The sequence below is a fragment of the Seohaeicola zhoushanensis genome, assembly GCF_014656415.1.
Classification (GTDB): domain Bacteria; phylum Pseudomonadota; class Alphaproteobacteria; order Rhodobacterales; family Rhodobacteraceae; genus Seohaeicola_A; species Seohaeicola_A zhoushanensis.
In genome coordinates, this window is sequence record NZ_BNCJ01000010.1 from 146,816 (window position 1) to 165,923 (window position 19,108).

A 19,108-nucleotide genomic window follows, 5' to 3' on the forward strand; every position below is an offset into this window, starting at 1 on the left:
TGATCACCCTAGTCGTAATCGTAGGAACGAATCGCATGGGCCGGTGACGGATATCCAGATCCCTACCCATGCGCCTCCGATATCCTCGGGGGCTTTTTTATGTTCGGCGGCAGGATGACCCGCAAGATGGAGCAAGACAGATGACACGGGAAATGACGGGCGCGAAGATCGTCGTAAAGGCGCTGAAGGACCAGGGCGTCGACACGATTTTCGGCTATCCCGGCGGTGCGGCGCTGCCGATCTATGACGAGATCTTCCAGCAGAACGACATCCGTCACATCCTGGTGCGGCACGAACAGGGCGCGGTGCACGCCGCCGAAGGCTATGCCCGATCAACCGGCAAGGTCGGCGTCTGCCTCGTCACCTCGGGCCCCGGCGCGACCAACACCGTCACCGGCCTGACCGACGCGCTGCTCGACTCCATCCCGATCCTGGTCATCTCCGCCCAGGTGCCGACCTTCCTGATCGGCTCGGACGCCTTCCAGGAGGCCGATACCGTCGGCATCACCCGCCCCTGCACCAAACACAACTGGCTGGTGAAGGACACCGAGCGCCTGGCCGGAACCATCCATGAAGCCTTCCACGTCGCCCGTTCCGGCCGTCCCGGCCCCGTGCTGATCGACATCCCTAAGGACGTGCAGTTCGCAACCGGCACCTATGCGCCGCCGAAACCCTCGACCTCGCACTACCAGCCCAAGCTCAAAGGCGACATGGATGCGATCACCGAGTTGGTCGCCGCGATGGAAAAGGCCAAGCGTCCGGTCTTCTACACTGGCGGCGGCGTCGTGAATTCCGGCCCGGCCGCCAGCATCCTGCTGCGCGAACTGGTCGACGCCACCGGCTTCCCCGTCACCTCGACCCTGATGGGTCTCGGCAGCTATCCGGCCAGCGGCAAGAACTGGCTCGGGATGCTGGGTATGCACGGCCTCTACGAGGCCAACCTGGCGATGCACGGCTGCGACTTGATGATCAACATCGGCGCCCGCTTCGATGACCGTATCACCGGCCGCATTGACGCTTTCAGCCCGAAGTCGAAGAAGGCGCATATCGACATCGATCCCTCCTCGATCAACAAGGTGATCAAGGCCGACATCCCGATCGTCGGTGACGTCGCCCATGTCCTCGAGGACATCCTCAAGGTCTGGAAGGCACGCGGCCGCAAGACCGAGGCCGAGTCAGTGGCCAAATGGCACAGCCAGATCGAGGAGTGGCGCAAGGTCCGCTGCCTCGACTACACACCGTCGACCACTTCGATCAAACCGCAATACGCGCTGGAACGGCTCGAGGCGCTGACCAAGCACCGAAAAGACCGCTTCATCACCACCGAAGTCGGCCAACACCAGATGTGGGCGGCGCAATTCCTGCATTTCGAGGACCCCAACCACTGGATGACCTCCGGTGGTCTCGGCACCATGGGCTATGGCTTCCCCGCCTCGATCGGCGTGCAGATGGCGCACCCCGAGGCGCTGGTCATCAACGTCGCGGGCGAGGCCTCCTGGCTCATGAACATGCAGGAAATGGGCACTGCAGTGCAGTTCCGCCTGCCGGTAAAGCAGTTCATCCTGAACAACGAACGCCTCGGCATGGTGCGCCAGTGGCAGGACCTGCTGCACGGCGGCCGCTTCTCGCATTCCTGGTCCGAGGCGCTGCCCGATTTCGTCAAGTTGGCCGAGGCCTTTGGCGCCAAGGGGATCCTCTGCAAGGATCCCGCCGATCTGGATGATGCGATCATGGAGATGCTGAACCACGACGGGCCCGTGATCTTCGACTGCCTGGTCGAGAAGCACGAGAACTGCTTCCCGATGATCCCTTCGGGCAAGGCGCACAACGAGATGCTGCTCGGCAATGCCGAGACGAAGGGCGTGATCGACACCAAGGGGTCGGTGCTGGTCTGAGACCAGGCGCCACCCCAGTTCATTTGCATTCAGAGGAACGAGAAGATCATGTCCCCCCTGCACATCACCAAAGGCGCAACCAGCCACTCCGCCTACAACCTGCGCCCCAGCTTCTCCGAGATCGAGGAACGCCACACGCTCGCCGTTCTGGTCGAGAACGAACCCGGCGTCCTGGCCCGTGTCATCGGCCTATTCTCGGGTCGCGGCTACAACATCGAAAGCCTGACCGTGGCCGAGGTCGACCATACCGGCCACCTCAGCCGCATCACCATCGTCACCACCGGCACGCCGCAGGTGATCGAGCAGATCAAGGCCCAGCTCGGCCGCATCGTGGTGGTGCACGAGGTGCATGACCTCACCGTCGAAGGCCCCAGCGTCGAACGGGAACTGGCCATGCTCAAGGTCGTCGGCACCAGCGAGAAGCGGGTCGAGGCGCTGCGCCTCGCCGACATCTTCCGCGCCAGCGTGGTGGATTCGACGCTCAACAGCTTCGTTTTCGAGATCACCGGCGCGCCGGACAAGATCGAAGCCTTTGCCGAGCTGATGCGCCCGCTCGGCCTGACCGAGATCGCGCGCACCGGAGTAGCGGCGCTGCTGCGCGGCGCCTAAGGGGGCTCAGACCGGCTCCAGAGAACTGTCCCTGCGCCGTCTCCAGGCGCCGGGATCATTGGCAGCCGGGCGCCGAAGTGGAATGACCTCGGCCCCGCGGTGCGAAACGGCGCCTGCCGCCTTCGATGCCACTGCGCTCAACCGGTCGGCCAATCCGCAGAACAACCCCTCGGCAACCAGTCTGGGATTGCTGGCCACTCTCTGATGCCGAACCGTGGCAAGGTCGAACTGGATCCAGTCACCCGCGTCCAGATTTACGCCGATCTGCTGATCGTCCTGCAGACAGAAAGCCAGTTCCCCGTGATCTTCGCACCAGATCACGGCATGTCGCTCGCGTTTGTCGCTCCATAGCACTACGCCGAACATTTCATGACTCACATCCGCCAATGCTCCGACTTTGCGGCAAAATGCATTGCACAAACATGGCCTATTCAGTGTCTCTGTCTTGCAATTTGTGTCGGAGCGGATACGCTTCTGGCGTTAATTGGCACCAGCCATGACGCCAATCAGCGTCAGGTCGCAAAGCCCAGGATTTGTTAATCTTTATTGCAGGTAGTAAATTGCCACAATAATACAATCACAGGGAGAACAAGGGACCACGATGGCACGACAGACACGATCTCCGGCGGACCTGCGCAACATGTTCGGCAGCAACCTCAGGCGCCTGTCGACGCAATACCCGTCGATTTCGGAACTGTCGCGACAACTCGGGATCAATCGGACCCAGTTCAATCGCTATCTCTCGGGCGAAAGTTTCCCGCGCCCGGACGTTCTTGACCGCATCTGCGAATTCTTCGGGGTCGATGCGCGAATACTGCTCGAACCGGTTGAAACGCTTATCGGCCCCAAGCAAGCGACCAGCCACCCCTTTCTGGCCGATTTCCTCGCAAAGGGCGTAAAGGACATACCCGACGACTACTTTCCCTCGGGATTCTATCGTTTCACCCGGCGCAGTTTTTCGAACGAAGGGCAATATGTCGTCGGCCTCGTCTACATCTTCCGCGATGGCGACATGACTTTCCTGCGCGGCTTTGAAGCCCGCGAGGCAATGCAAGCCCAAGGTCTGCCGCAAGATGCCCGCTCGCGCGAGTTCCGGGGCTATGTCTCCCAGCAAGAAGAAGGCGTGGCCATGGTCGTCTCGCGCCGTAACGCGCTGACCAGTTCATTCAACTTCCTGAGCAGGATCAACTCCTTCGAGAACAACTTCTGGGTCGGTTACGTGGCACGTCCGATGCGCGAAACTGCTCACGGCAGCCGCGTCGCCCGCATGGTTTACGAATACCTAGGCCCTACCGCTCGCAAAGCATTCCCCGCAGCGCGCAAAACCGGGTTCTACAAGGAAGAAGATCTTTTGCCCTTCCACGTGCGGCTTCTGCAGGTGAAAGAGCCCTTCCGCTAGGCCGGCCGGGGAGCTGCCAGCCGTCTTCCGACGGCCTCTGTTTTAGGTGTAATCCGAGCGCTGCAAGCCGTATTTCGCCATCTTCTCGTTCAGCGTCCGACGCGGCAGGCAAAGCTCGTCCATCACGGATGCGATCGAGCCCTTGTGGCGCCGCATCGTATTGTCGATCAGCATACGCTCGAATGCTTCCACGTATTCCTTCAGGGGCTTGCCTTCCGTGGTCATCACCGGCTGCATCTCCTCGTGGTCGCTCATCAGCAGCGAGGCGATGGTGCCCGACCCGCGCCGCGACTGCAGCACCGCACGCTCGGCGATGTTGATGAGCTGGCGCACGTTGCCCGGCCAGGGCGCCTGGAGCAGCTGCGCGGCCTCCTGTGCGCTGACCTTCGGCGCGTCGCAGCCGTATTCCTCGGCGAACTGCTCGGATAGCCGGGTGAAGAGCGTCAGGATGTCCTCGCCGCGCTGGCGCAGCGGCGGCACCGTGATGCGCAGCGCCGCCAGGCGATAGAACAGGTCCGGGCGCAGCACGTCCTCGGTCTTTCGGCCGGCCTCCTGCAGGTTCGAGATCGCCACGATCCGGGTCTCGGCCGGGGTGCCCTGCTCGTTGATGACCGACAGCAAGCGGGCCTGCAGCGAGTCCGTCAGCGCCTCGATATCCTCGAGCACCAAGGTGCCACCGCGGGCCTCTTCAATGGCCGGAAGCTGGGTATCCTCGGGCTGCATCGGCCCGAACAGCCGCTTGGCCAGCGCCTGCTCCTCCAGCGCGCCGCAACTCACCAGCACGAATTTTTTGCCGGCGCGGCTGCCAACCGCGTGGAGCGCGTGGGCCACCAGCGTCTTGCCGGTCCCGGTCTCGCCGTCGATCAGCACGTGTCCGTCGGCCTGACCGAGGTCGAGGATGTCTTCCTTGAGCCGCGCCATTACCGGGCTCGCGCCGATCAGCTTCTTCATGATCTGACCGCCGTCCGACAGCTCGCGCCGCAGCGCCCGGTTGTCGAGCACCAGCCGGCGCGCGCCGGTGGCGCGCTTGGCCAGACGCGACATGTGGTCCGGGTTGAACGGCTTTTCTAGGAAGTCGAATGCGCCGACACGCATCGCCTCTACCGCCATCGGCACATCGCCGTGACCCGTGATCATTATGACCGGCAGCGCGGAATCCGAGCCCATCAGCTTCTTGAGGAACTGCATCCCGTCCATGCCAGGCATCTTGATGTCCGAGATCACGATGCCCGGATAGTCCGGCCCCAGCACCCGCAGTGCGTCCTCTGCGCTCGAGAAAGTCTCGGTGTCATATCCCGAGAGAGCCAGCCACTGGCTGATGGACTGGCGCATATCCTGTTCGTCGTCGACAATTGCGATCTTCATTGCCTGGGCCATTCGGGCGTACCTCTCATTCGGCGGCTTCGACGCCGTCCTCTTTTACGATGGGCAGTTGCATCTCGAAAACTGCTCCACCCCTCTGTCCGTTCCGCGCTGTGAGCCGGCCGCCATGGTCGTTGACGATCCCCGAGGAGATCGCCAGCCCCAGGCCGACCCCGTCGCCGGGTTGCTTGGTCGTATAAAAGGGCTCGAACAAGGAATCCAAGTCCTCGATCCCGTCGCCGTTGTCCCGCACGGTCAGCGTCGCGGTCGCGCCGGCGGCCAGGATGATCTGCACCTCGGGGTCGGAAACCGACTTGATCGCGTCCAGCGCGTTGCGCAGCAGGTTCACCATCACCTGCTCGATCCGCATCCGGTCGCCCAGCACACGCACCGGCTGGTCGGGCAGAACCTGGGTGATCTGCACCTGCCGCTGGCGCAATTGCGGCTCCATCATCGACAGCGACGAGGCCAGCGCATCGCGCATGTCGAAGGGCGCAAAGGCGTCTCCGCCCTTCCTGGCATAGGATTTCAGCTGCCTGGTGATCGCGCCCATGCGCTCGATCAGGTCGTCGATCCGCCCGAATGAGGAGAGCGCCTCCTCGGGCCGGTTGCGCCGGATCAGCAGGCGCGCGCCGGCAAGATAGGTCTTCATCGCCGCCAGCGGCTGGTTCAATTCGTGGCTGACAGCCGCCGACATTTCGCCAAGTGCGGCCAATTTCGAGCTCTGCGCCAGCGATTGTTCGGTGACCGCAAGGGTCTCCTGCACCCTTTCACGCTCGGCAATTTCCCGCTGTAACCGTGCGTTCAGCGCGCGAAGTTCCGCTGACTCCCGCTGGAACAACGCCATGCGCAACGCAGTCTTCCGGCTCAGGGCGTAAAAGGCCAGCGCGAGCAGAATGGCAAATCCCATGATCTCCAGTGCCAGCACCCCGTTCACCCGTTCGCGGATCGAGGCATAGGTGGTGAAGGAGGTCATGCGCCAGCCGCGGAAGGGAATGCGCGTCTCGGTGCGCATCACGCCCTCGCCCTGGATATAGGCGTCGGCCGGCAGCGCGGTCCAGTCGGCAGTGGCACGGATCGCGCGCTGGATCGCGCTCTGCGGATCCTGCCGCTTTAGCGCTACGTCCTCCGACAGCCCGCGCCAGCGCGACTCGGTGGCCAGCACGATCCGGCCCGTACTGTCGGCCACGAGCACCGCGTCCGATATGCCCGCCCAGGCCCGTTCGAACTTCTGCAGGTCGACCTCGACCACGATGACGCCAAGCGCCGCCTGTCCGCTCTCGACCCGGCGCGAATAGATGAAGCGATAGCCCGCGCCGCTGCGCTCGATCACCGAGAAGACCGTCGCGTTCGAGCGCATCGCCTCGATGAAATAGGGTTCTTCCTGGTGGGCGGTGCCCAGCAACCGGTTCTCGGTCGCGGCAACCGTGCGCCCCTCGCCGTCCAGCATCATCAGACCGGCGGCGCCGATCTCCTCGACGAAGGAGGTCAGGCGGTCGGTCGATTCGGCAAAGTTCCGCGTCTCCAGCGCGCTGATCAGCGTCGGGTCACGCGCCAGAAGCTGCGGCACGATGGCATTGCGGCGCAGCTCGCTCAACAGGTTGCCGCTGTAAAGCGCCAGGCGAAGCTCGGCCCGGCTGCGGGTCGTGGCGGTGAAACGGTCGGTCAGCAACCGGTTGGTAGTCCAGACCGTGGCGACCGCAACCGCCAGCAACGCCAGAAGGGACAGGCGCACGCGCCAGCTTATGGTATCCGTGCGGGGCAGGATTAGGGTCGATTGCAAGGGGTTGCGCGTGTTCGCCATGGACGAAGGGTAATGAAACCCCGCGTCCCGCTCAAGTCACGCCGGTGTCAGCACACCGACCAGCGCGCGGAACATTGCCGCTCCGTCGGTGCCTCCGTGGCCGGGATCCGCCGCCCGCTCCGGGTGCGGCATCATGCCGAGCACGCGCCGGTTGGCCGAAAGCACCCCGGCGATGTCGCGCTGCGACCCGTTCGGGTTCTCGGCATAGGTGAAGGCCACGCGGTCCTCGCCCTTCAGCGCATCCAGCGTGGCGGCATCGGCATAGTAGTTGCCGTCGTGGTGCGCGATCGGAATACCCAGAACATCGCCGGCGTTATAGCCCGAGGTAAAGGCGCTGTTCGACGTCTCGACCTTCAACTGAACGGTCTTGCAGATGTATTTCAACCCGGCGTTGCGCAGCAGCGCGCCCGGCAGGATGCCGGTCTCGGTCAGCACCTGGAAGCCGTTGCACACGCCCATCGCATAGCCACCGCGCTTGGTGTGCTCGACCACCGCCGAACAGATCGGCGAGCGCGAGGCGATGGCGCCACAGCGAAGGTAGTCCCCGAAGGAGAAGCCACCGGGAATGCCGACGATATCGACGCCTTTGGGCAGGTCGCTGTCCTTGTGCCAGACCATGGTGACATCGGCCCCGGCGGCGCGGAAGGCTTCGGCCAGGTCGCGGTCGCAGTTGGACCCGGGGAAAACGATGACGGCGGCTTTCATGTCTGACCTCTCAGGAAGACGATGCGGTTGGCCGCCCACCAGGGCAGCAAGGCAAGGACCAGCGACGCCAGGCCGATCAGGGTGAGCATAGGGGGCACAAACCACAAGCCCCGCCCTGTGTCCAGATGGACAATGCCCCCGTTGCCGGCCCGGCCCCGCGCGACCTCAGGCCATTTCGATGCGATAGCTCTCGATCACCGTATTGGCGAGGAGCTTCTCGCACATTTCCTTGACCTGCGCTTCGGTCGCGCCCTCGGCGAGATCGAGCTCGATCAACTTGCCCTGGCGCACGCCGTTGATCCCGGCAAAGCCCAGTGCCCCCAGCGCGTGGCGCACGGCCTCGCCCTGTGGATCCAGAACCCCGTCCTTCAGCATTACCTTGACGATTGCCCGCATGTCCGACCCTCTTGAATGGTTGAGGCTGCTTCGCGCAAGCGGCGGGCACTGTCAACCCGGGTGCGCGCGGTGCCGGGGGCGGGACGTGGTCCCTGCCCTCCGGCCTTGATCCAAGCTCAGTTGATGAGCTTCGGCTTGGTCATCTGGGTGGGCTCGTTCGGCATCACGCCAAGCCGCCGCGCAACTTCGGAATAGGCATCCGTAAGGTTGCCCAGGTCGCGCCGGAACACGTCCTTGTCGAGCTTGCGGCCCGAGCTGATGTCCCACAGGCGGCAGCTGTCGGGGCTGATCTCATCGGCCACGACCAGGCGCTGGAAGTCGCCGTCATAGATCCGGCCGATCTCGATCTTGAAGTCGATCAGGCGGATGCCGACGCCCAGCATGAGGCCCGAAAGGAAGTCGTTGACCCGCAGCGCGAGGCTCAGGATGTCGTCCATGTCCTGCTGGCTGGCCCAGCCGAAGGCAGCGATATGCTCTTCGGTGACCATCGGGTCACCCAGCTTGTCGTCCTTGAAGTAGTATTCGACGATCGGCCGGGGCAGCTGCTGGCCCTCTTCGATGCCCAGACGCTTGGACAGCGAGCCCGCGGCATAATTGCGCACCACCACTTCCAGCGGGATGATCTCGCAGGCGCGGACAAGCTGCTCGCGCATGTTCAGGCGGCGAATGAAGTGAGTCGGCACGCCGATCTGGTTCAGACCGGTCATGAAATACTCGGACAGCCGGTTGTTCAGGACGCCCTTGCCGTCGATCACGTCCTTCTTCTGGGCGTTGAACGCGGTGGCGTCGTCCTTGAAATACTGAACGATGGTTCCCGGCTCCGGGCCTTCGTACAGGATCTTGGCCTTGCCTTCATAGATTTTCTTGCGACGCGCCATAGCCAGCCTTTCGGGAAACGCGGCCCGGATTGAGTCCCGTGCGCGCGTAGCGCCGTATAGTCCAAGGGGAGAAGTGTCGCAAGCAGGGGACAGGCACTTGCACCTTCGCGGCCGCGTCGGCATATCAGACAACAAGCCGAATTCATCCCAGGGGGACTCTTTGCCATGACCACCTTCGACAATCGCGAGAACGCTTTCGAGAACAAATTCGCCCATGACGAGGAAATGATGTTCAAGGCCGTGGCACGGCGGAACAAGCTCCTCGGTCTCTGGGCGGCCGAGCTGATGGGCAAGTCGGGCGACGACGCCACAGAATATGCCAAGTCGGTCGTCCTGGCCGATTTTGAGGAAGCCGGCCACGAGGACGTGGTGCGCAAAGTGGCCAAGGACCTCGACGGCAAGGCCGACGCCGACGCCATCCGCGCCAAGATGGAAGAGCTGATGCCCGTCGCCAAGAACCAGATCATGAACGAAGTGGGCTGAGCCCAAGGACCTTCGGCGCCTTCCGGCCCGGCGGCGATCCGCATCGCCGTCCTCCGGTGGGCGCCACACCTGCCGGCCGCCCCGCGGCCCGCAGCGCCCCGGAAAGGGGCACCTTCCCAAATCCAACTCATGAAGAAGTTGCGCAGAATGGGTTTGCCTTGGCGCATCCCGCGTGACAGACCGTCGCGAAACCGCCGGCGCGCCGGCAGCCCCGTGAAGGAGCGACAAGACATGAGCGATCTGCTTTCCGAACTGCTGGCCACCCGTGACGTTCTGCTCGCCGATGGCGCCACCGGCACCAACCTATTCGCAATGGGTCTCGAGGCCGGCGAAGCGCCCGAACTCTGGAATACCGCCGAGCCGAAGAAGATCCTTGCGCTCTACCAGTTCGCGGTCGACGCCGGCAGCGACCTCTTTCTGACCAATACCTTCGGCGGCACCGCTGCGCGGCTCAAGCTGCACAGCGCTGACAAGCGCGTGCGCGAACTGAACCGCGTCGGCGCCGAACTCGGCCGCGAGGTCGCCGACAAGGCAGAGCGCAAGGTGGTGGTCGCCGGCTCCGTCGGCCCGACGGGCGAGATCATGGAACCGGTCGGCAGCCTCTCGCATTCCCTGGCCGTCGAGATGTTCCACGAACAGGCTGACGGGCTGAAGGAAGGCGGCGCCGACGTGCTCTGGCTCGAAACCATCAGCGCGCCCGAGGAATACCGCGCCGCCGCCAAGGCCTTCGCCCTCACCGGCTTGCCTTGGTGCGGCACCATGAGCTTCGACACCGCCGGGCGCACCATGATGGGGGTCACCTCCTCGGCGCTGGCGCAGCTGGTCGAGTCGCTCGACCCGCCCCCCCTCGCCTATGGCGCCAACTGCGGCACCGGTGCCTCGGACCTGTTGCGGACCGTGCTCGGCTTCACCGCGCAGGGCACCGGCCGTCCGATCATCGCCAAGGGCAACGCCGGCATCCCGAAATACGTCGAGGGCCACATCCACTACGACGGCACCCCTGCTCTGATGGCGGAATACGCGGTGATGGCCCGGGACTGCGGCGCCAAGATCATCGGCGGCTGCTGCGGCACCAAGCCCGAGCACCTGCGCTCCATGCGCGACGCGCTCGACAGCCGCCCGCGCGGCGAAGCCCCGTCGCTCGAGCGCATCCAGGCAGAGATCGGCCCCTTCAGCTCGGCGAGCGACGGCACCGGCGAAGATCCGAACGCTGCCCGCCGTGAGCGCGGCCGCCGCCGGCGCGGCTGACACCGCAGCCCCTCAGAACAGCGAAAGCTGATCCCCCGGCCGCACCGGCGGCCGGAACCGGCCGCAATCGAGCGGCGGACTCGGCGCATCCAGCCCCAGCCGATGCGCCGCAGCCTTGAACCTCTTGCCGATCAGCTCGGCATGAATGCCTTCGCCCCGCATCCGGTGACCCCAGCGCGCATCGTAGTCCTTGCCGCCGTGCATCTCGCGCAGCCTCGCCATGATGCGGGCGGCCTTGCCCGGTACGTTTTCAGCCAGCCATTCCTGCCAAAGCTCCGAAACCTCGCGCGGCAGCCGCAGCATGATCCAGCTCGCCGTACTCGCACCGGCCTCGCGCCCCGCCGCCAGCAGCGCCTCGACCTCGTGATCGGTCAGCCCCGGGACTATAGGCGAGGTCATCACCCGCACCGGCACGCCCGCTTCGCTGAGCCTGCGGATGGTGGCGAGGCGACGCGCCGGTGTCGGTGCCCTCGGCTCCATCCGGCGCGACAGGTCGGCGTCGAGCGTCGTCAACGAGATCCCGACCCGCACCAATCCCCGTTCCGCCATCGGCGCGAGAATGTCGAGATCGCGCTCGACCAGCGTGCCCTTGGTGACGATGGCGACCGGGTGGTCGCACTCGGCCAGCACTTCCAGGCAGCCGCGGGTGATACTCATGTCCCGCTCGACCGGCTGATAGGGGTCGGTATTGGTGCCGATGGCAATCGGCGCGACGCGATACGACTTCGCCCCCAGCTCACGCGCCAGCACCTCCGGCGCGGCAGGACGGGCGATCAGCCGCGTCTCGAAGTCCAACCCCGGCGAGAGGCCTAGATAGGCGTGCGATGGTCGCGCAAAACAATAGATGCAGCCATGCTCGCAGCCCCGGTATGGGTTGATCGACCGGTCAAACGGCAGGTCGGGCGAGCGGTTGTAGGTGATGAGGCTCTTTGGCACCTCGACTCCTACCTCGGTGCGCAGCGCCGGCAGTTCCTCGGGCATGTCCCAGCCATCCCAATCGGCGCTGCGGCTCGGCTCGAACCTGCCGGGCGCATTGCTGGCGGCGCCACGGGCTCGGCGACGGTCTTTGTCGATGGGCAGGCTCGGGGTCATGAATTAGATATAGAACAAATGAGGAACATCAGCAAGCGCCGCCCGACACGCCCGCCCCGGCCTCGCCATTGGCCCGCCGCAGGTCGGAACAGATGCGGCCAGTGTCGCAATTAACGCAGTGCGCGCCACGCGCTTTCGCCAAAAGTGCGACAGACCGCCCCAAGGGCGCCCCCGGCCTCAATGCAAGGAATCGCGCGCATGTCGGAAGAAGACGAGATCATCCTGTCGGAACTCGACGACGAGGAACTGGTCCAGCAGATGTTCGACGACCTCTACGACGGTCTCAAGGAAGAGATCGAGGAAGGCGTGAACATCCTGCTCGAACGCGGCTGGGCACCCTACGAGGTGCTGACCAAGGCGCTGGTGGGCGGCATGACCATCGTCGGCGCCGACTTCCGCGACGGCATCCTCTTCGTGCCAGAGGTGCTGCTTGCCGCAAACGCGATGAAGGGCGGCATGGCCATCCTCAAGCCGCTGCTCGCAGAAACCGGCGCGCCGCGCGTCGGCAAGATGGTCATCGGCACCGTCAAGGGCGACATCCACGATATCGGCAAGAACCTCGTCGGCATGATGATGGAGGGCGCCGGCTTCGAGGTGGTCGATCTCGGCATCAACAACTCGGTCGAGAAATACCTTGAGGCGCTTGAGCGCGAAGGTCCCGATATCCTCGGCATGTCGGCGCTGCTGACCACGACGATGCCATACATGAAAGTGGTGATCGACACGCTGGTCGAACAGGGCAAGCGCGACAACTACATCGTGCTGGTGGGCGGCGCTCCCCTGAACGAGGAATTCGGCAAGGCCATCGGCGCCGACGCCTACTGCCGCGATGCCGCCGTCGCTGTGGAAACCGCCAAGCATTTCGTCTCGCGCAAGCACAACAGCATGAACGCCTGACCCCCGCTTGCGGCGCGCTGAGAGCTATGGTCGGCCCGCAGGTCATCCTGCGGGCCGTTTTGTTCCGGCGGCGTCAGCGCCCCTCGATCCGGGCCACCACCGCACCCAGCACGATGCCGTAGAGCACATGGCCGATCAGCGCGACCCAGGTGATGCCGGTGAAGTTCAGGAACAGCGGCAGGCCAGCGATGGCGGTAATCCCGCCGATGGCGAAGATCCAGAGGCCGAAGCCATAAATCGCCGAGGGCACGAACCAGCCGAACCGCGCGCCCATCACGGCGTGCCAGAGCGGGCGGAAAATAAACAGCCAGCCGACCGGATAGCCGATCAGCCCGACGAGGTAGAAATGCACGAAGTAGCCCGCGAAATCGCCGCTCGGCAGGCCGAGGCTCTCGAGCAGGCTGCGCGCGAGGCCATGCGGCGAGAGCGCGGCGAAGCCCAGGCCGGGGCTGATGAGCTGCCCCCAGAGATCGAAGGCGATGGTGGCGAGGAAGCCGGCAATGAACATCAGGCCGAGCGGGCGGACATTGGGCGCGGGCAAGGCGGTCGGGGCGGTCATGGCATCGGATCTCCTGGGACTGTCTCTGCCGCCGATCTTGCGCCCGGTTCCCTCCAGCGTCATCCTCAATCCGGAAATCCTACAGGATCACACGCACAGGTTAGATTTGTGTCAGAGCGAGACGACACCCAGCCCGACCCTGGCACGCTGACCTACGAAGGGCTTGCACCTGCCCATCGCGGTCGGCTGCTGCTGATCGCCTGCGGCGCGCTCGCGCGCGAGATCCTGGCGCTGAAGACGCGCAACGGCTGGGACCATATCGACGTGACCTGCCTGCCCGCGATCCTGCACAACCATCCCGAGAAGATCACCGCCGCGGTCGAAGCCGCCATCGACAAGCACCGCGCAGACTATGACGACATCTTCGTCGTCTATGCCGATTGCGGCACCGGCGGTCTGCTCAAGGCGGCCTGCGCCAGGCTCGGGGTCGAGATGATCGCCGGACCGCACTGCTATTCCTTCTTCGAGGGAAATGCGAACTTCGCCGCCCATGACGATGAAATAACGTCGTTCTACCTGACCGACTTCCTCGCTCGCCAGTTCGACGCCTTCGTCTGGAAGCCGCTCGGCCTCGACAGGCACCCCGAACTGATCGGCATGTATTTCGGCAATTACACCAAGCTGGTCTACCAGGCCCAGACCGACGACCCGGACCTGACCGCCCGCGCCCGCGCCTGCGCCGACCGGCTCGGCCTCGCCTTCGAACGCCGTTTCACCAGCTACGGCGATCTCGCCACCGCCCTGGAAGCCTGGGCGCGGCGCTGACGGCGGAAGCCGCGCGCGCTTGCGCCGCGATGCCTCCTTAAGAACCACAGAAGAGGTCGGCGCCGCGCCCCTGATTTCTCTTCTTCAACAAATACCTCCGGGGGAGCCGCCAAAGGCGGCGGGGGCAGAGCCCCCTATTGCGCCGCCGCCACAGAACGGATCCGTTCGATCATGGCGCGCAACCCGTTCGAGCGCTGCGCAGAAAGGTGGTCATGCAGCCCCAGCCGCCCGAGTTCCGCCCGCGCGTCGACCCCGGCAACCTCCGTAACCGGCAGGCCGTTGTAGAGCGCACGCAGCAGCGCGATCAGCCCGCGCACGATCAGCGCGTCGCTGTCACCGTCGAAATGGAACGTCCCCTTCTCGATCACCGGATGCAGCCAGACCTGACTGGCGCAGCCACTGACCTTGGTGGCCGGCACCTTCAGGGCCTCGGGCAGCGGCTCCATCGCCTTGCCCAGCTCGATGACATGGCGATAGCGATCTTCCCAATCGTCGAGAAACTCGAAATCCTCGGCGATCTCTTCGAAGGCGGCGCTGGCCATGACTTTGTTCCCCGAAACACTGCGCCCCGTGAGGTAAGACGCAGGCGCGGCGCTGTCCACCCCGCCTTCATGCTTTTCAAGCGCGGCGCGATGGGTTAACCCCTTCTGAGGCAATTACACACCGCGGGCAGGCGATGCGCAAACCCCTGATGCTTCTCATTCTGGCCAGCCTGGTGCTGGCCTCCTGCGGCTGGCGCGATTCCCGGGTCAATCCGCGCAACTGGTTCGGCCGCGGCAAGGAAGTCGCCGTGGCCACGGAAACCGCCTCGCCGGTCAACCCGCTGATCCCCAGGCGCAGCAGCATTCTCGAAAAGGGGCCAGTCGTCGATCGCAGCGTGCCCATCGGCCGCGTGACCGAACTCAGGATCGAGCCGACCAATACAGGCGCCATCGTCTATGCGACCGGCATCGCCGAGCGCCAGGGCCCCTTCCAGGCCAAGCTGCGTCCGTCCAACAAGGAACTGATCCCGGACGAGAACGGTGTTCTGACCTTCGACTTCAATATCGTTTACCCCAACCGCGCCACTCCCGTTGGCAGCGACCTGACCCGCACGGTGCACGAGGCGCACAGCCTCTCCAAGCAGGAACTGGCCCGCATCCGCGTGGTCCGCGTGGTTGCCGCCCAGAACGCGATGGAATCGCGCCGCCGCTAGGTCGGAGACGCGCGTTATTCCCCTGACTTGCCACGCTGGCCCTCGTCGCGGCCTTGCGCTATGACGGCGCGAGGCTTCAAGGGCACGACATGGCACGTTATCTCATCACTTCGGCGATCCCCTACATCAACGGGATCAAGCACCTCGGCAACCTGGTCGGCTCGCAGCTGCCGGCAGACCTCTTCGCCCGCTACCTGCGCGGTCGCGGCAACGAGGTGCTGTTCCTCTGCGCAACCGACGAACATGGCACCCCCGCCGAACTCGCCGCCGCCAAGGCCGGCAAGCCGGTGGCCGAATACTGCGCCGAGATGCACGAGGTGCAGGCCGACATCGCCCGCCGCTTCGGTCTGTCGTTCGATCACTTCGGCCGCTCCTCCTCGCCGCAGAACCACCGGCTGACCCAGCACTTCGCTGGCAAGCTGGCCGAGGCCGGGCTGATTCGCGAAGTTTCCGAGAAGCAGATGTTCTCGGTCACCGACAATCGCTTTCTGCCCGACCGCTACATCGAGGGCACCTGCCCCAACTGCGGTTACGACAAGGCGCGCGGCGACCAATGCGAGAACTGCACCAAGCAGCTCGACCCGACCGACCTCATCAACCCGCGCTCGGCGGTCTCAGGCTCCACCGATCTCGAGGTGCGCGAGACCAAGCACCTCTACCTGCGCCAATCGGCGCTCAAGGATGACCTCGACGCCTGGATCGACACCAAGACCGACTGGCCGATCCTGACCACCTCGATCGCCAAGAAATGGCTGCACGACGGCGACGGCCTGCAGGACCGCGGCATCACCCGCGATCTCGACTGGGGAATCCCGGTACGGAAGGGCGATCAGCCCTGGCCGGGGATGGAGGGCAAGGTCTTCTACGTCTGGTTCGACGCCCCCATCGAGTACATCGCCTGCGCCAAGGAATGGACCGACTCGCGCGGCGCGCCCGATTCCGAATGGGAACGCTGGTGGCGCACCGACAAGGGCGCGGAAGACGTTCGCTACATCCAGTTCATGGGCAAGGATAACGTGCCCTTCCACACGCTCTCCTTCCCGGCCACGATCATCGGCTCGGGCGAGCCGTGGAAGCTGGTCGACCACCTCAAGTCCTTCAACTACCTGAACTATGATGGCGGCCAATTCTCGACCTCGCAGGGTCGCGGCGTCTTCATGGACCAGGCGCTGAGCATCCTGCCGTCAGATTACTGGCGCTGGTGGCTGCTCTCCCACGCGCCGGAAAGCTCCGACAGCGAATTCACCTGGGAGAACTTCCAGGCTTCGGTGAACAAGGATCTGGCCGACGTACTGGGCAACTTCGTCAGCCGCATCACCAAGTTCTGCCGCTCGAAGTTCGGCGAAGTGGTGCCCGAAGGCGGCGAACAGGGCGAGGCCGAAAAGGCGCTGATCGCCACCCTGAACGAACGCGTCCGCGCCTACGAGGGCTTCATGGACGCGATGGAGGTCCGCAAGTCGGCGCAGGAGTTGCGCGCGATCTGGGTCGCGGGCAACGAATACCTGCAATCCTCCGCGCCCTGGACCACGATCAAGACCGACGAGGCCACAGCAGCGATGCAGGTGCGCATGGGCCTGAACCTGATCCGCCTCTACGCAGCGCTCTCGGCGCCCTTCATCCCGGATGCCTCGGCACGGATGCTATCGGCGATGAACACGCTCGACACCGAATGGCCGGGCGATGTCGGCGCGGCCCTGGATGCACTGCCCGCGGGCCATGCCTTCAGCGTGCCAGATGTGCTCTTCGCCAAGATCACCGACGAACAGCGCGAAGACTGGCAGAGCCGCTTCGCGGGTGTCCGCAGCTAGTGTTCCATCTGCGCCGCCGGTGTCTCTGGCGCCGGCGCGTGGTGGCTGTGAACCGCTCCTGCCCCGGCAATTGCCGCAGCACAGACCACGACCGCTGTGATGAACAGCCGCGATTGCCGTTTTGCCTTCTTCCTGCTAGTCAGCCCGTCGTTGACCACACGCGCGCTGTTTTCCCTGCGCATGATCGCTCCCCTCTTTTTCTATGTCCTACCTTGCCAGATAGGTCTCGGATACGGGGCTTGTAAGTGAACTCGATCACACCGGCTTGAAACCGCCGATTCCCGGCACCTGGGCAAGCGCCGCAAGGAAGATCCCTGCGCCCAGCGGGATCAGTTCGTCGGGGAAATCGTAATCGGGATTGTGCAGCGCCGGCGTCTCCTCGCCCGCACCCAGCAGGAACATCGCCGACTTGCTGACATCGCCGAAGCGCCCGAAATCCTCGGAGGCGCGCATCGGCAGGTCGCCGGCATCCCATGACACCCCCTCGGCCGTCAGCGCGCGTGCCAGGATATCGGTGGCCTCGGGGTGGTTCCCGCAGGCGCGGAAAACGTCGTGATAGCCGATCTCGGGCACCAGCCCCGCCCCCATCTCCAAGACCAGCTCTTCCACCGCGGCGACCAGCGCCGCCATGTCCTCATCGCGCGTGGTGCGCAGAGTCGCCCATAGCTCGGCCTCGCCCGGCGCGATGCCGAAGGCGGGCTCGCCCAGCCGCGCATGGGTCACGGTCACCAGCCGAAAGCCCGGATCGGAAGGCCCGCTGCCCTGCCCCAGCGCCGTCAGCGCCGGCATCAGCCGCGAAAGCGCCACCATAGGCGAGAGCCCGGTCTCGGGCATCGAGGCATGGGCCGTGCGCCCCCGCAGCCTGATCAGCGCCCCGCGCGAGGCGCAGTTCATCGGCCCCGCCGCCAGCGCCACCTGCCCCAGCGGCATTCCCGGCATATTGTGCAGCGACAGCGCGTAGTCAGACCTCAGCGCCTCGAACTGCGGGTCCGCCAGCACCTTCGCCGCCCCCGAGCCATCCTCCTCGGCTGGCTGGAACAGCAGCACGATCCGCCCATGCTCGGGCCGGCTGCGCCCTAGCACCCGCGCCACCCCCATCAGCACCGCCATATGCCCGTCATGCCCGCAGAGATGACCGGTGCCTGGCACGGTCGAGCGATGCGCTGCCGCCGACAGTTCCTCGATCGGCAGCGCATCCAACTCGCAGCGAACAAGAACGCTCGGCCCCTCGCTCGTGCCTTCGTAAACGGCGGCAACGCCATGCCCGCCCAGCCCGGTCACGATACGGTCCGGCCCGGTTCCACGCAACGCCGCAACCACCCGCCGCGCAGTGGCCTCCTCCTGCCCCGAGACCTCGGGGAAGCGGTGCAGCTCGCGCCGAAATGCGGTCAGCTGGACGATATCGCTGTTGCCAAGCTGGATCATGGTGCCGTCTCTCCTTGCTGGTCGTGATCGCCGCGCAACAGCAACAATCCATTCCCTGCCTTCCGGCACCCGCACGGGGCCGGAAACAGTGCCACAATCTTACCCGCTCGCCGTCGCAACGGCCACATGATCCCGTGCGAGAAGAGACTTGCAGGGTCAGAATGTCCCGATTCCCGAAAAATCAGACATTCGAAAGGAGCCATCCGTGTCTCCCATTGCGATCTTCCTTTGCGCCGCATCCATCGCCACGCTTCCTTCTGGTGCCCAATCCGCAGCCGAACTCAAGCTGGCCTGCGAGGGCGGCCTCTCGGCCCCCGTTTGCCGCGCGCTGGCCACGACCCTGGCAAGCGCAGTCGGCCCCATCGTCCTGACCGAAACCCTGGCCGCCGGTCCCGGACTGCGCTTCGTGACCGAGGCCCACAGGCCCGATATACTCTCGGGCCACCTCGCCTGGCAGGGTGCCGACGGCAGCCGCGGCACCGGCCCGACGCTGACGCTCTCGGTCTCCGACACCACCATCGACGACGCCATGCTCGCCCGCTTCGCGGCAGAGCTGCTGCGCCACAGCGGTCTGCCGCTCTGATCCCT

At 65.0% G+C, this 19,108-nt stretch carries 21 protein-coding genes; 10 read left to right on the plus strand and 11 right to left on the minus strand.

Annotated elements, in window-relative coordinates; translation table 11 throughout:
• The first annotated feature begins 140 nt into the window (after positions 1-140).
• Together IE266_RS16725 and ilvN are read left to right on the plus strand one after the other, a co-directional pair.
• Complete coding sequence (locus IE266_RS16725; RefSeq protein WP_189681248.1) at positions 141-1,895, plus strand: acetolactate synthase 3 large subunit; 1,755 nt, start codon at positions 141-143, stop codon at positions 1,893-1,895.
• A gap of 48 nt (positions 1,896-1,943) precedes the next feature.
• Entirely contained in the window at positions 1,944-2,504 is a 561-nt protein-coding gene (gene ilvN / locus IE266_RS16730) for an acetolactate synthase small subunit (RefSeq protein WP_189681249.1), read from the plus strand.
• Positions 2,505-2,510: 6 nt separating this feature from the next.
• Here ilvN and IE266_RS16735 read toward each other — a convergent pair whose 3' ends face one another.
• Positions 2,511-2,870 carry a hypothetical protein gene (locus tag IE266_RS16735; protein WP_189681250.1) on the minus strand — a complete coding sequence of 120 codons (360 nt, stop codon included), beginning with the start codon at positions 2,868-2,870 and terminating at the stop codon, positions 2,511-2,513.
• Between the two features lie 235 nt (positions 2,871-3,105).
• On the opposite strand from IE266_RS16735, the gene IE266_RS16740 reads away from it, so the two are divergent.
• Positions 3,106-3,903 carry a helix-turn-helix domain-containing protein gene (locus IE266_RS16740; protein ID WP_189681251.1) on the plus strand — a complete coding sequence of 266 codons (798 nt, stop codon included), beginning with the start codon at positions 3,106-3,108 and terminating at the stop codon, positions 3,901-3,903.
• 42 nt (positions 3,904-3,945) lie between these two features.
• Here the strand turns inward: IE266_RS16740 and IE266_RS16745 are convergent, their stop codons facing one another.
• The 5 genes from IE266_RS16745 to purC form a co-directional block, all read right to left on the minus strand.
• Positions 3,946-5,280 (minus strand): sigma-54-dependent transcriptional regulator, encoded by a 1,335-nt coding sequence (locus IE266_RS16745; RefSeq protein ID WP_189681252.1) that lies wholly within the window; start codon positions 5,278-5,280, stop codon positions 3,946-3,948.
• A 13-nt stretch (positions 5,281-5,293) separates the two neighbouring features.
• Positions 5,294-7,069 carry a sensor histidine kinase gene (locus tag IE266_RS16750; RefSeq protein WP_189681253.1) on the minus strand — a complete coding sequence of 592 codons (1,776 nt, stop codon included), beginning with the start codon at positions 7,067-7,069 and terminating at the stop codon, positions 5,294-5,296.
• A 36-nt stretch (positions 7,070-7,105) separates the two neighbouring features.
• On the minus strand, positions 7,106-7,774 hold the full coding sequence (gene purQ, locus IE266_RS16755; RefSeq protein ID WP_189681254.1) for a phosphoribosylformylglycinamidine synthase subunit PurQ: 669 nt from the start codon (positions 7,772-7,774) through the stop codon (positions 7,106-7,108).
• Between the two features lie 165 nt (positions 7,775-7,939).
• Complete coding sequence (purS, locus tag IE266_RS16760; protein WP_189681255.1) at positions 7,940-8,170, minus strand: phosphoribosylformylglycinamidine synthase subunit PurS; 231 nt, start codon at positions 8,168-8,170, stop codon at positions 7,940-7,942.
• A gap of 116 nt (positions 8,171-8,286) precedes the next feature.
• A complete protein-coding gene (purC, locus tag IE266_RS16765; protein ID WP_189681256.1) occupies positions 8,287-9,048 on the minus strand; it encodes a phosphoribosylaminoimidazolesuccinocarboxamide synthase in 762 nt (253 codons plus the stop codon).
• Between the two features lie 165 nt (positions 9,049-9,213).
• Between purC and IE266_RS16770 the strand changes: the two genes are divergently transcribed.
• The gene (locus IE266_RS16770; RefSeq protein ID WP_189681257.1) at positions 9,214-9,531 is read left to right on the plus strand and encodes a DUF1476 domain-containing protein; all 318 of its coding nucleotides are present in this window, start codon (positions 9,214-9,216) and stop codon (positions 9,529-9,531) included.
• A gap of 231 nt (positions 9,532-9,762) precedes the next feature.
• The gene (gene bmt / locus IE266_RS16775) at positions 9,763-10,779 is read left to right on the plus strand and encodes a betaine--homocysteine S-methyltransferase (protein WP_189681258.1); all 1,017 of its coding nucleotides are present in this window, start codon (positions 9,763-9,765) and stop codon (positions 10,777-10,779) included.
• 12 nt (positions 10,780-10,791) lie between these two features.
• On the opposite strand, the gene IE266_RS16780 is transcribed toward bmt, so the two are convergent.
• Complete coding sequence (locus IE266_RS16780) at positions 10,792-11,871, minus strand: PA0069 family radical SAM protein (protein ID WP_189681259.1); 1,080 nt, start codon at positions 11,869-11,871, stop codon at positions 10,792-10,794.
• A 198-nt stretch (positions 11,872-12,069) separates the two neighbouring features.
• Between IE266_RS16780 and IE266_RS16785 the strand changes: the two genes are divergently transcribed.
• Positions 12,070-12,768, plus strand: a complete 699-nt coding sequence (locus IE266_RS16785) for a cobalamin B12-binding domain-containing protein (protein WP_189681260.1) — start codon at positions 12,070-12,072, stop codon at positions 12,766-12,768.
• Positions 12,769-12,841: 73 nt separating this feature from the next.
• Here IE266_RS16785 and IE266_RS16790 read toward each other — a convergent pair whose 3' ends face one another.
• Positions 12,842-13,327: a hypothetical protein gene (locus tag IE266_RS16790; protein ID WP_189681261.1), complete on the minus strand. Its 486-nt coding sequence runs from the start codon at positions 13,325-13,327 to the stop codon at positions 12,842-12,844.
• A gap of 108 nt (positions 13,328-13,435) precedes the next feature.
• Between IE266_RS16790 and IE266_RS16795 the strand changes: the two genes are divergently transcribed.
• A complete protein-coding gene (locus IE266_RS16795) occupies positions 13,436-14,092 on the plus strand; it encodes a DUF1638 domain-containing protein (RefSeq protein ID WP_189681262.1) in 657 nt (218 codons plus the stop codon).
• A 134-nt stretch (positions 14,093-14,226) separates the two neighbouring features.
• Here the strand turns inward: IE266_RS16795 and IE266_RS16800 are convergent, their stop codons facing one another.
• Positions 14,227-14,634, minus strand: coding sequence for a SufE family protein (locus tag IE266_RS16800; RefSeq protein ID WP_189681263.1), 408 nt, complete (start codon positions 14,632-14,634; stop codon positions 14,227-14,229).
• A 149-nt stretch (positions 14,635-14,783) separates the two neighbouring features.
• On the opposite strand from IE266_RS16800, the gene IE266_RS16805 reads away from it, so the two are divergent.
• The gene (locus tag IE266_RS16805; protein ID WP_229864211.1) at positions 14,784-15,287 is read left to right on the plus strand and encodes a hypothetical protein; all 504 of its coding nucleotides are present in this window, start codon (positions 14,784-14,786) and stop codon (positions 15,285-15,287) included.
• Between the two features lie 89 nt (positions 15,288-15,376).
• A complete protein-coding gene (gene metG / locus IE266_RS16810; protein ID WP_189681265.1) occupies positions 15,377-17,095 on the plus strand; it encodes a methionine--tRNA ligase in 1,719 nt (572 codons plus the stop codon).
• Here the strand turns inward: metG and IE266_RS16815 are convergent.
• Entirely contained in the window at positions 17,092-17,277 is a 186-nt protein-coding gene (locus IE266_RS16815; protein ID WP_189681266.1) for a hypothetical protein, read from the minus strand. The genes metG and IE266_RS16815 overlap by 4 nt on opposite strands.
• A gap of 73 nt (positions 17,278-17,350) precedes the next feature.
• Positions 17,351-18,520, minus strand: a complete 1,170-nt coding sequence (locus IE266_RS16820; RefSeq protein ID WP_229864213.1) for an amidohydrolase — start codon at positions 18,518-18,520, stop codon at positions 17,351-17,353.
• Positions 18,521-18,725: 205 nt separating this feature from the next.
• Here IE266_RS16820 and IE266_RS16825 point away from each other — a divergent pair, with 205 nt between their 5' ends.
• Positions 18,726-19,103, plus strand: coding sequence for a hypothetical protein (locus IE266_RS16825; protein ID WP_189681267.1), 378 nt, complete (start codon positions 18,726-18,728; stop codon positions 19,101-19,103).
• The last annotated feature ends 5 nt before the right edge of the window (positions 19,104-19,108 follow it).

Excerpts from the sequence above, each read along its gene's own strand:
- IE266_RS16725 (WP_189681248.1), top strand. The coding sequence starts at position 141 with ATGACACGGGAAATGACGGGCGCGAAGATCGTCGTAAAGGCGCTGAAG.
- ilvN (WP_189681249.1), top strand. The coding sequence starts at position 1,944 with ATGTCCCCCCTGCACATCACCAAAGGCGCAACCAGCCACTCCGCCTAC.
- IE266_RS16735 (WP_189681250.1), bottom strand. The coding sequence starts at position 2,870 with ATGTTCGGCGTAGTGCTATGGAGCGACAAACGCGAGCGACATGCCGTG.
- IE266_RS16740 (WP_189681251.1), top strand. The coding sequence starts at position 3,106 with ATGGCACGACAGACACGATCTCCGGCGGACCTGCGCAACATGTTCGGC.
- IE266_RS16745 (WP_189681252.1), bottom strand. The coding sequence starts at position 5,280 with ATGGCCCAGGCAATGAAGATCGCAATTGTCGACGACGAACAGGATATG.
- IE266_RS16750 (WP_189681253.1), bottom strand. The coding sequence starts at position 7,069 with ATGGCGAACACGCGCAACCCCTTGCAATCGACCCTAATCCTGCCCCGC.
- purQ (WP_189681254.1), bottom strand. The coding sequence starts at position 7,774 with ATGAAAGCCGCCGTCATCGTTTTCCCCGGGTCCAACTGCGACCGCGAC.
- purS (WP_189681255.1), bottom strand. The coding sequence starts at position 8,170 with ATGCGGGCAATCGTCAAGGTAATGCTGAAGGACGGGGTTCTGGATCCA.
- purC (WP_189681256.1), bottom strand. The coding sequence starts at position 9,048 with ATGGCGCGTCGCAAGAAAATCTATGAAGGCAAGGCCAAGATCCTGTAC.
- IE266_RS16770 (WP_189681257.1), top strand. The coding sequence starts at position 9,214 with ATGACCACCTTCGACAATCGCGAGAACGCTTTCGAGAACAAATTCGCC.
- bmt (WP_189681258.1), top strand. The coding sequence starts at position 9,763 with ATGAGCGATCTGCTTTCCGAACTGCTGGCCACCCGTGACGTTCTGCTC.
- IE266_RS16780 (WP_189681259.1), bottom strand. The coding sequence starts at position 11,871 with ATGACCCCGAGCCTGCCCATCGACAAAGACCGTCGCCGAGCCCGTGGC.
- IE266_RS16785 (WP_189681260.1), top strand. The coding sequence starts at position 12,070 with ATGTCGGAAGAAGACGAGATCATCCTGTCGGAACTCGACGACGAGGAA.
- IE266_RS16790 (WP_189681261.1), bottom strand. The coding sequence starts at position 13,327 with ATGACCGCCCCGACCGCCTTGCCCGCGCCCAATGTCCGCCCGCTCGGC.
- IE266_RS16800 (WP_189681263.1), bottom strand. The coding sequence starts at position 14,634 with ATGGCCAGCGCCGCCTTCGAAGAGATCGCCGAGGATTTCGAGTTTCTC.
- IE266_RS16805 (WP_229864211.1), top strand. The coding sequence starts at position 14,784 with ATGCTTCTCATTCTGGCCAGCCTGGTGCTGGCCTCCTGCGGCTGGCGC.
- metG (WP_189681265.1), top strand. The coding sequence starts at position 15,377 with ATGGCACGTTATCTCATCACTTCGGCGATCCCCTACATCAACGGGATC.
- IE266_RS16815 (WP_189681266.1), bottom strand. The coding sequence starts at position 17,277 with ATGCGCAGGGAAAACAGCGCGCGTGTGGTCAACGACGGGCTGACTAGC.
- IE266_RS16820 (WP_229864213.1), bottom strand. The coding sequence starts at position 18,520 with ATGATCCAGCTTGGCAACAGCGATATCGTCCAGCTGACCGCATTTCGG.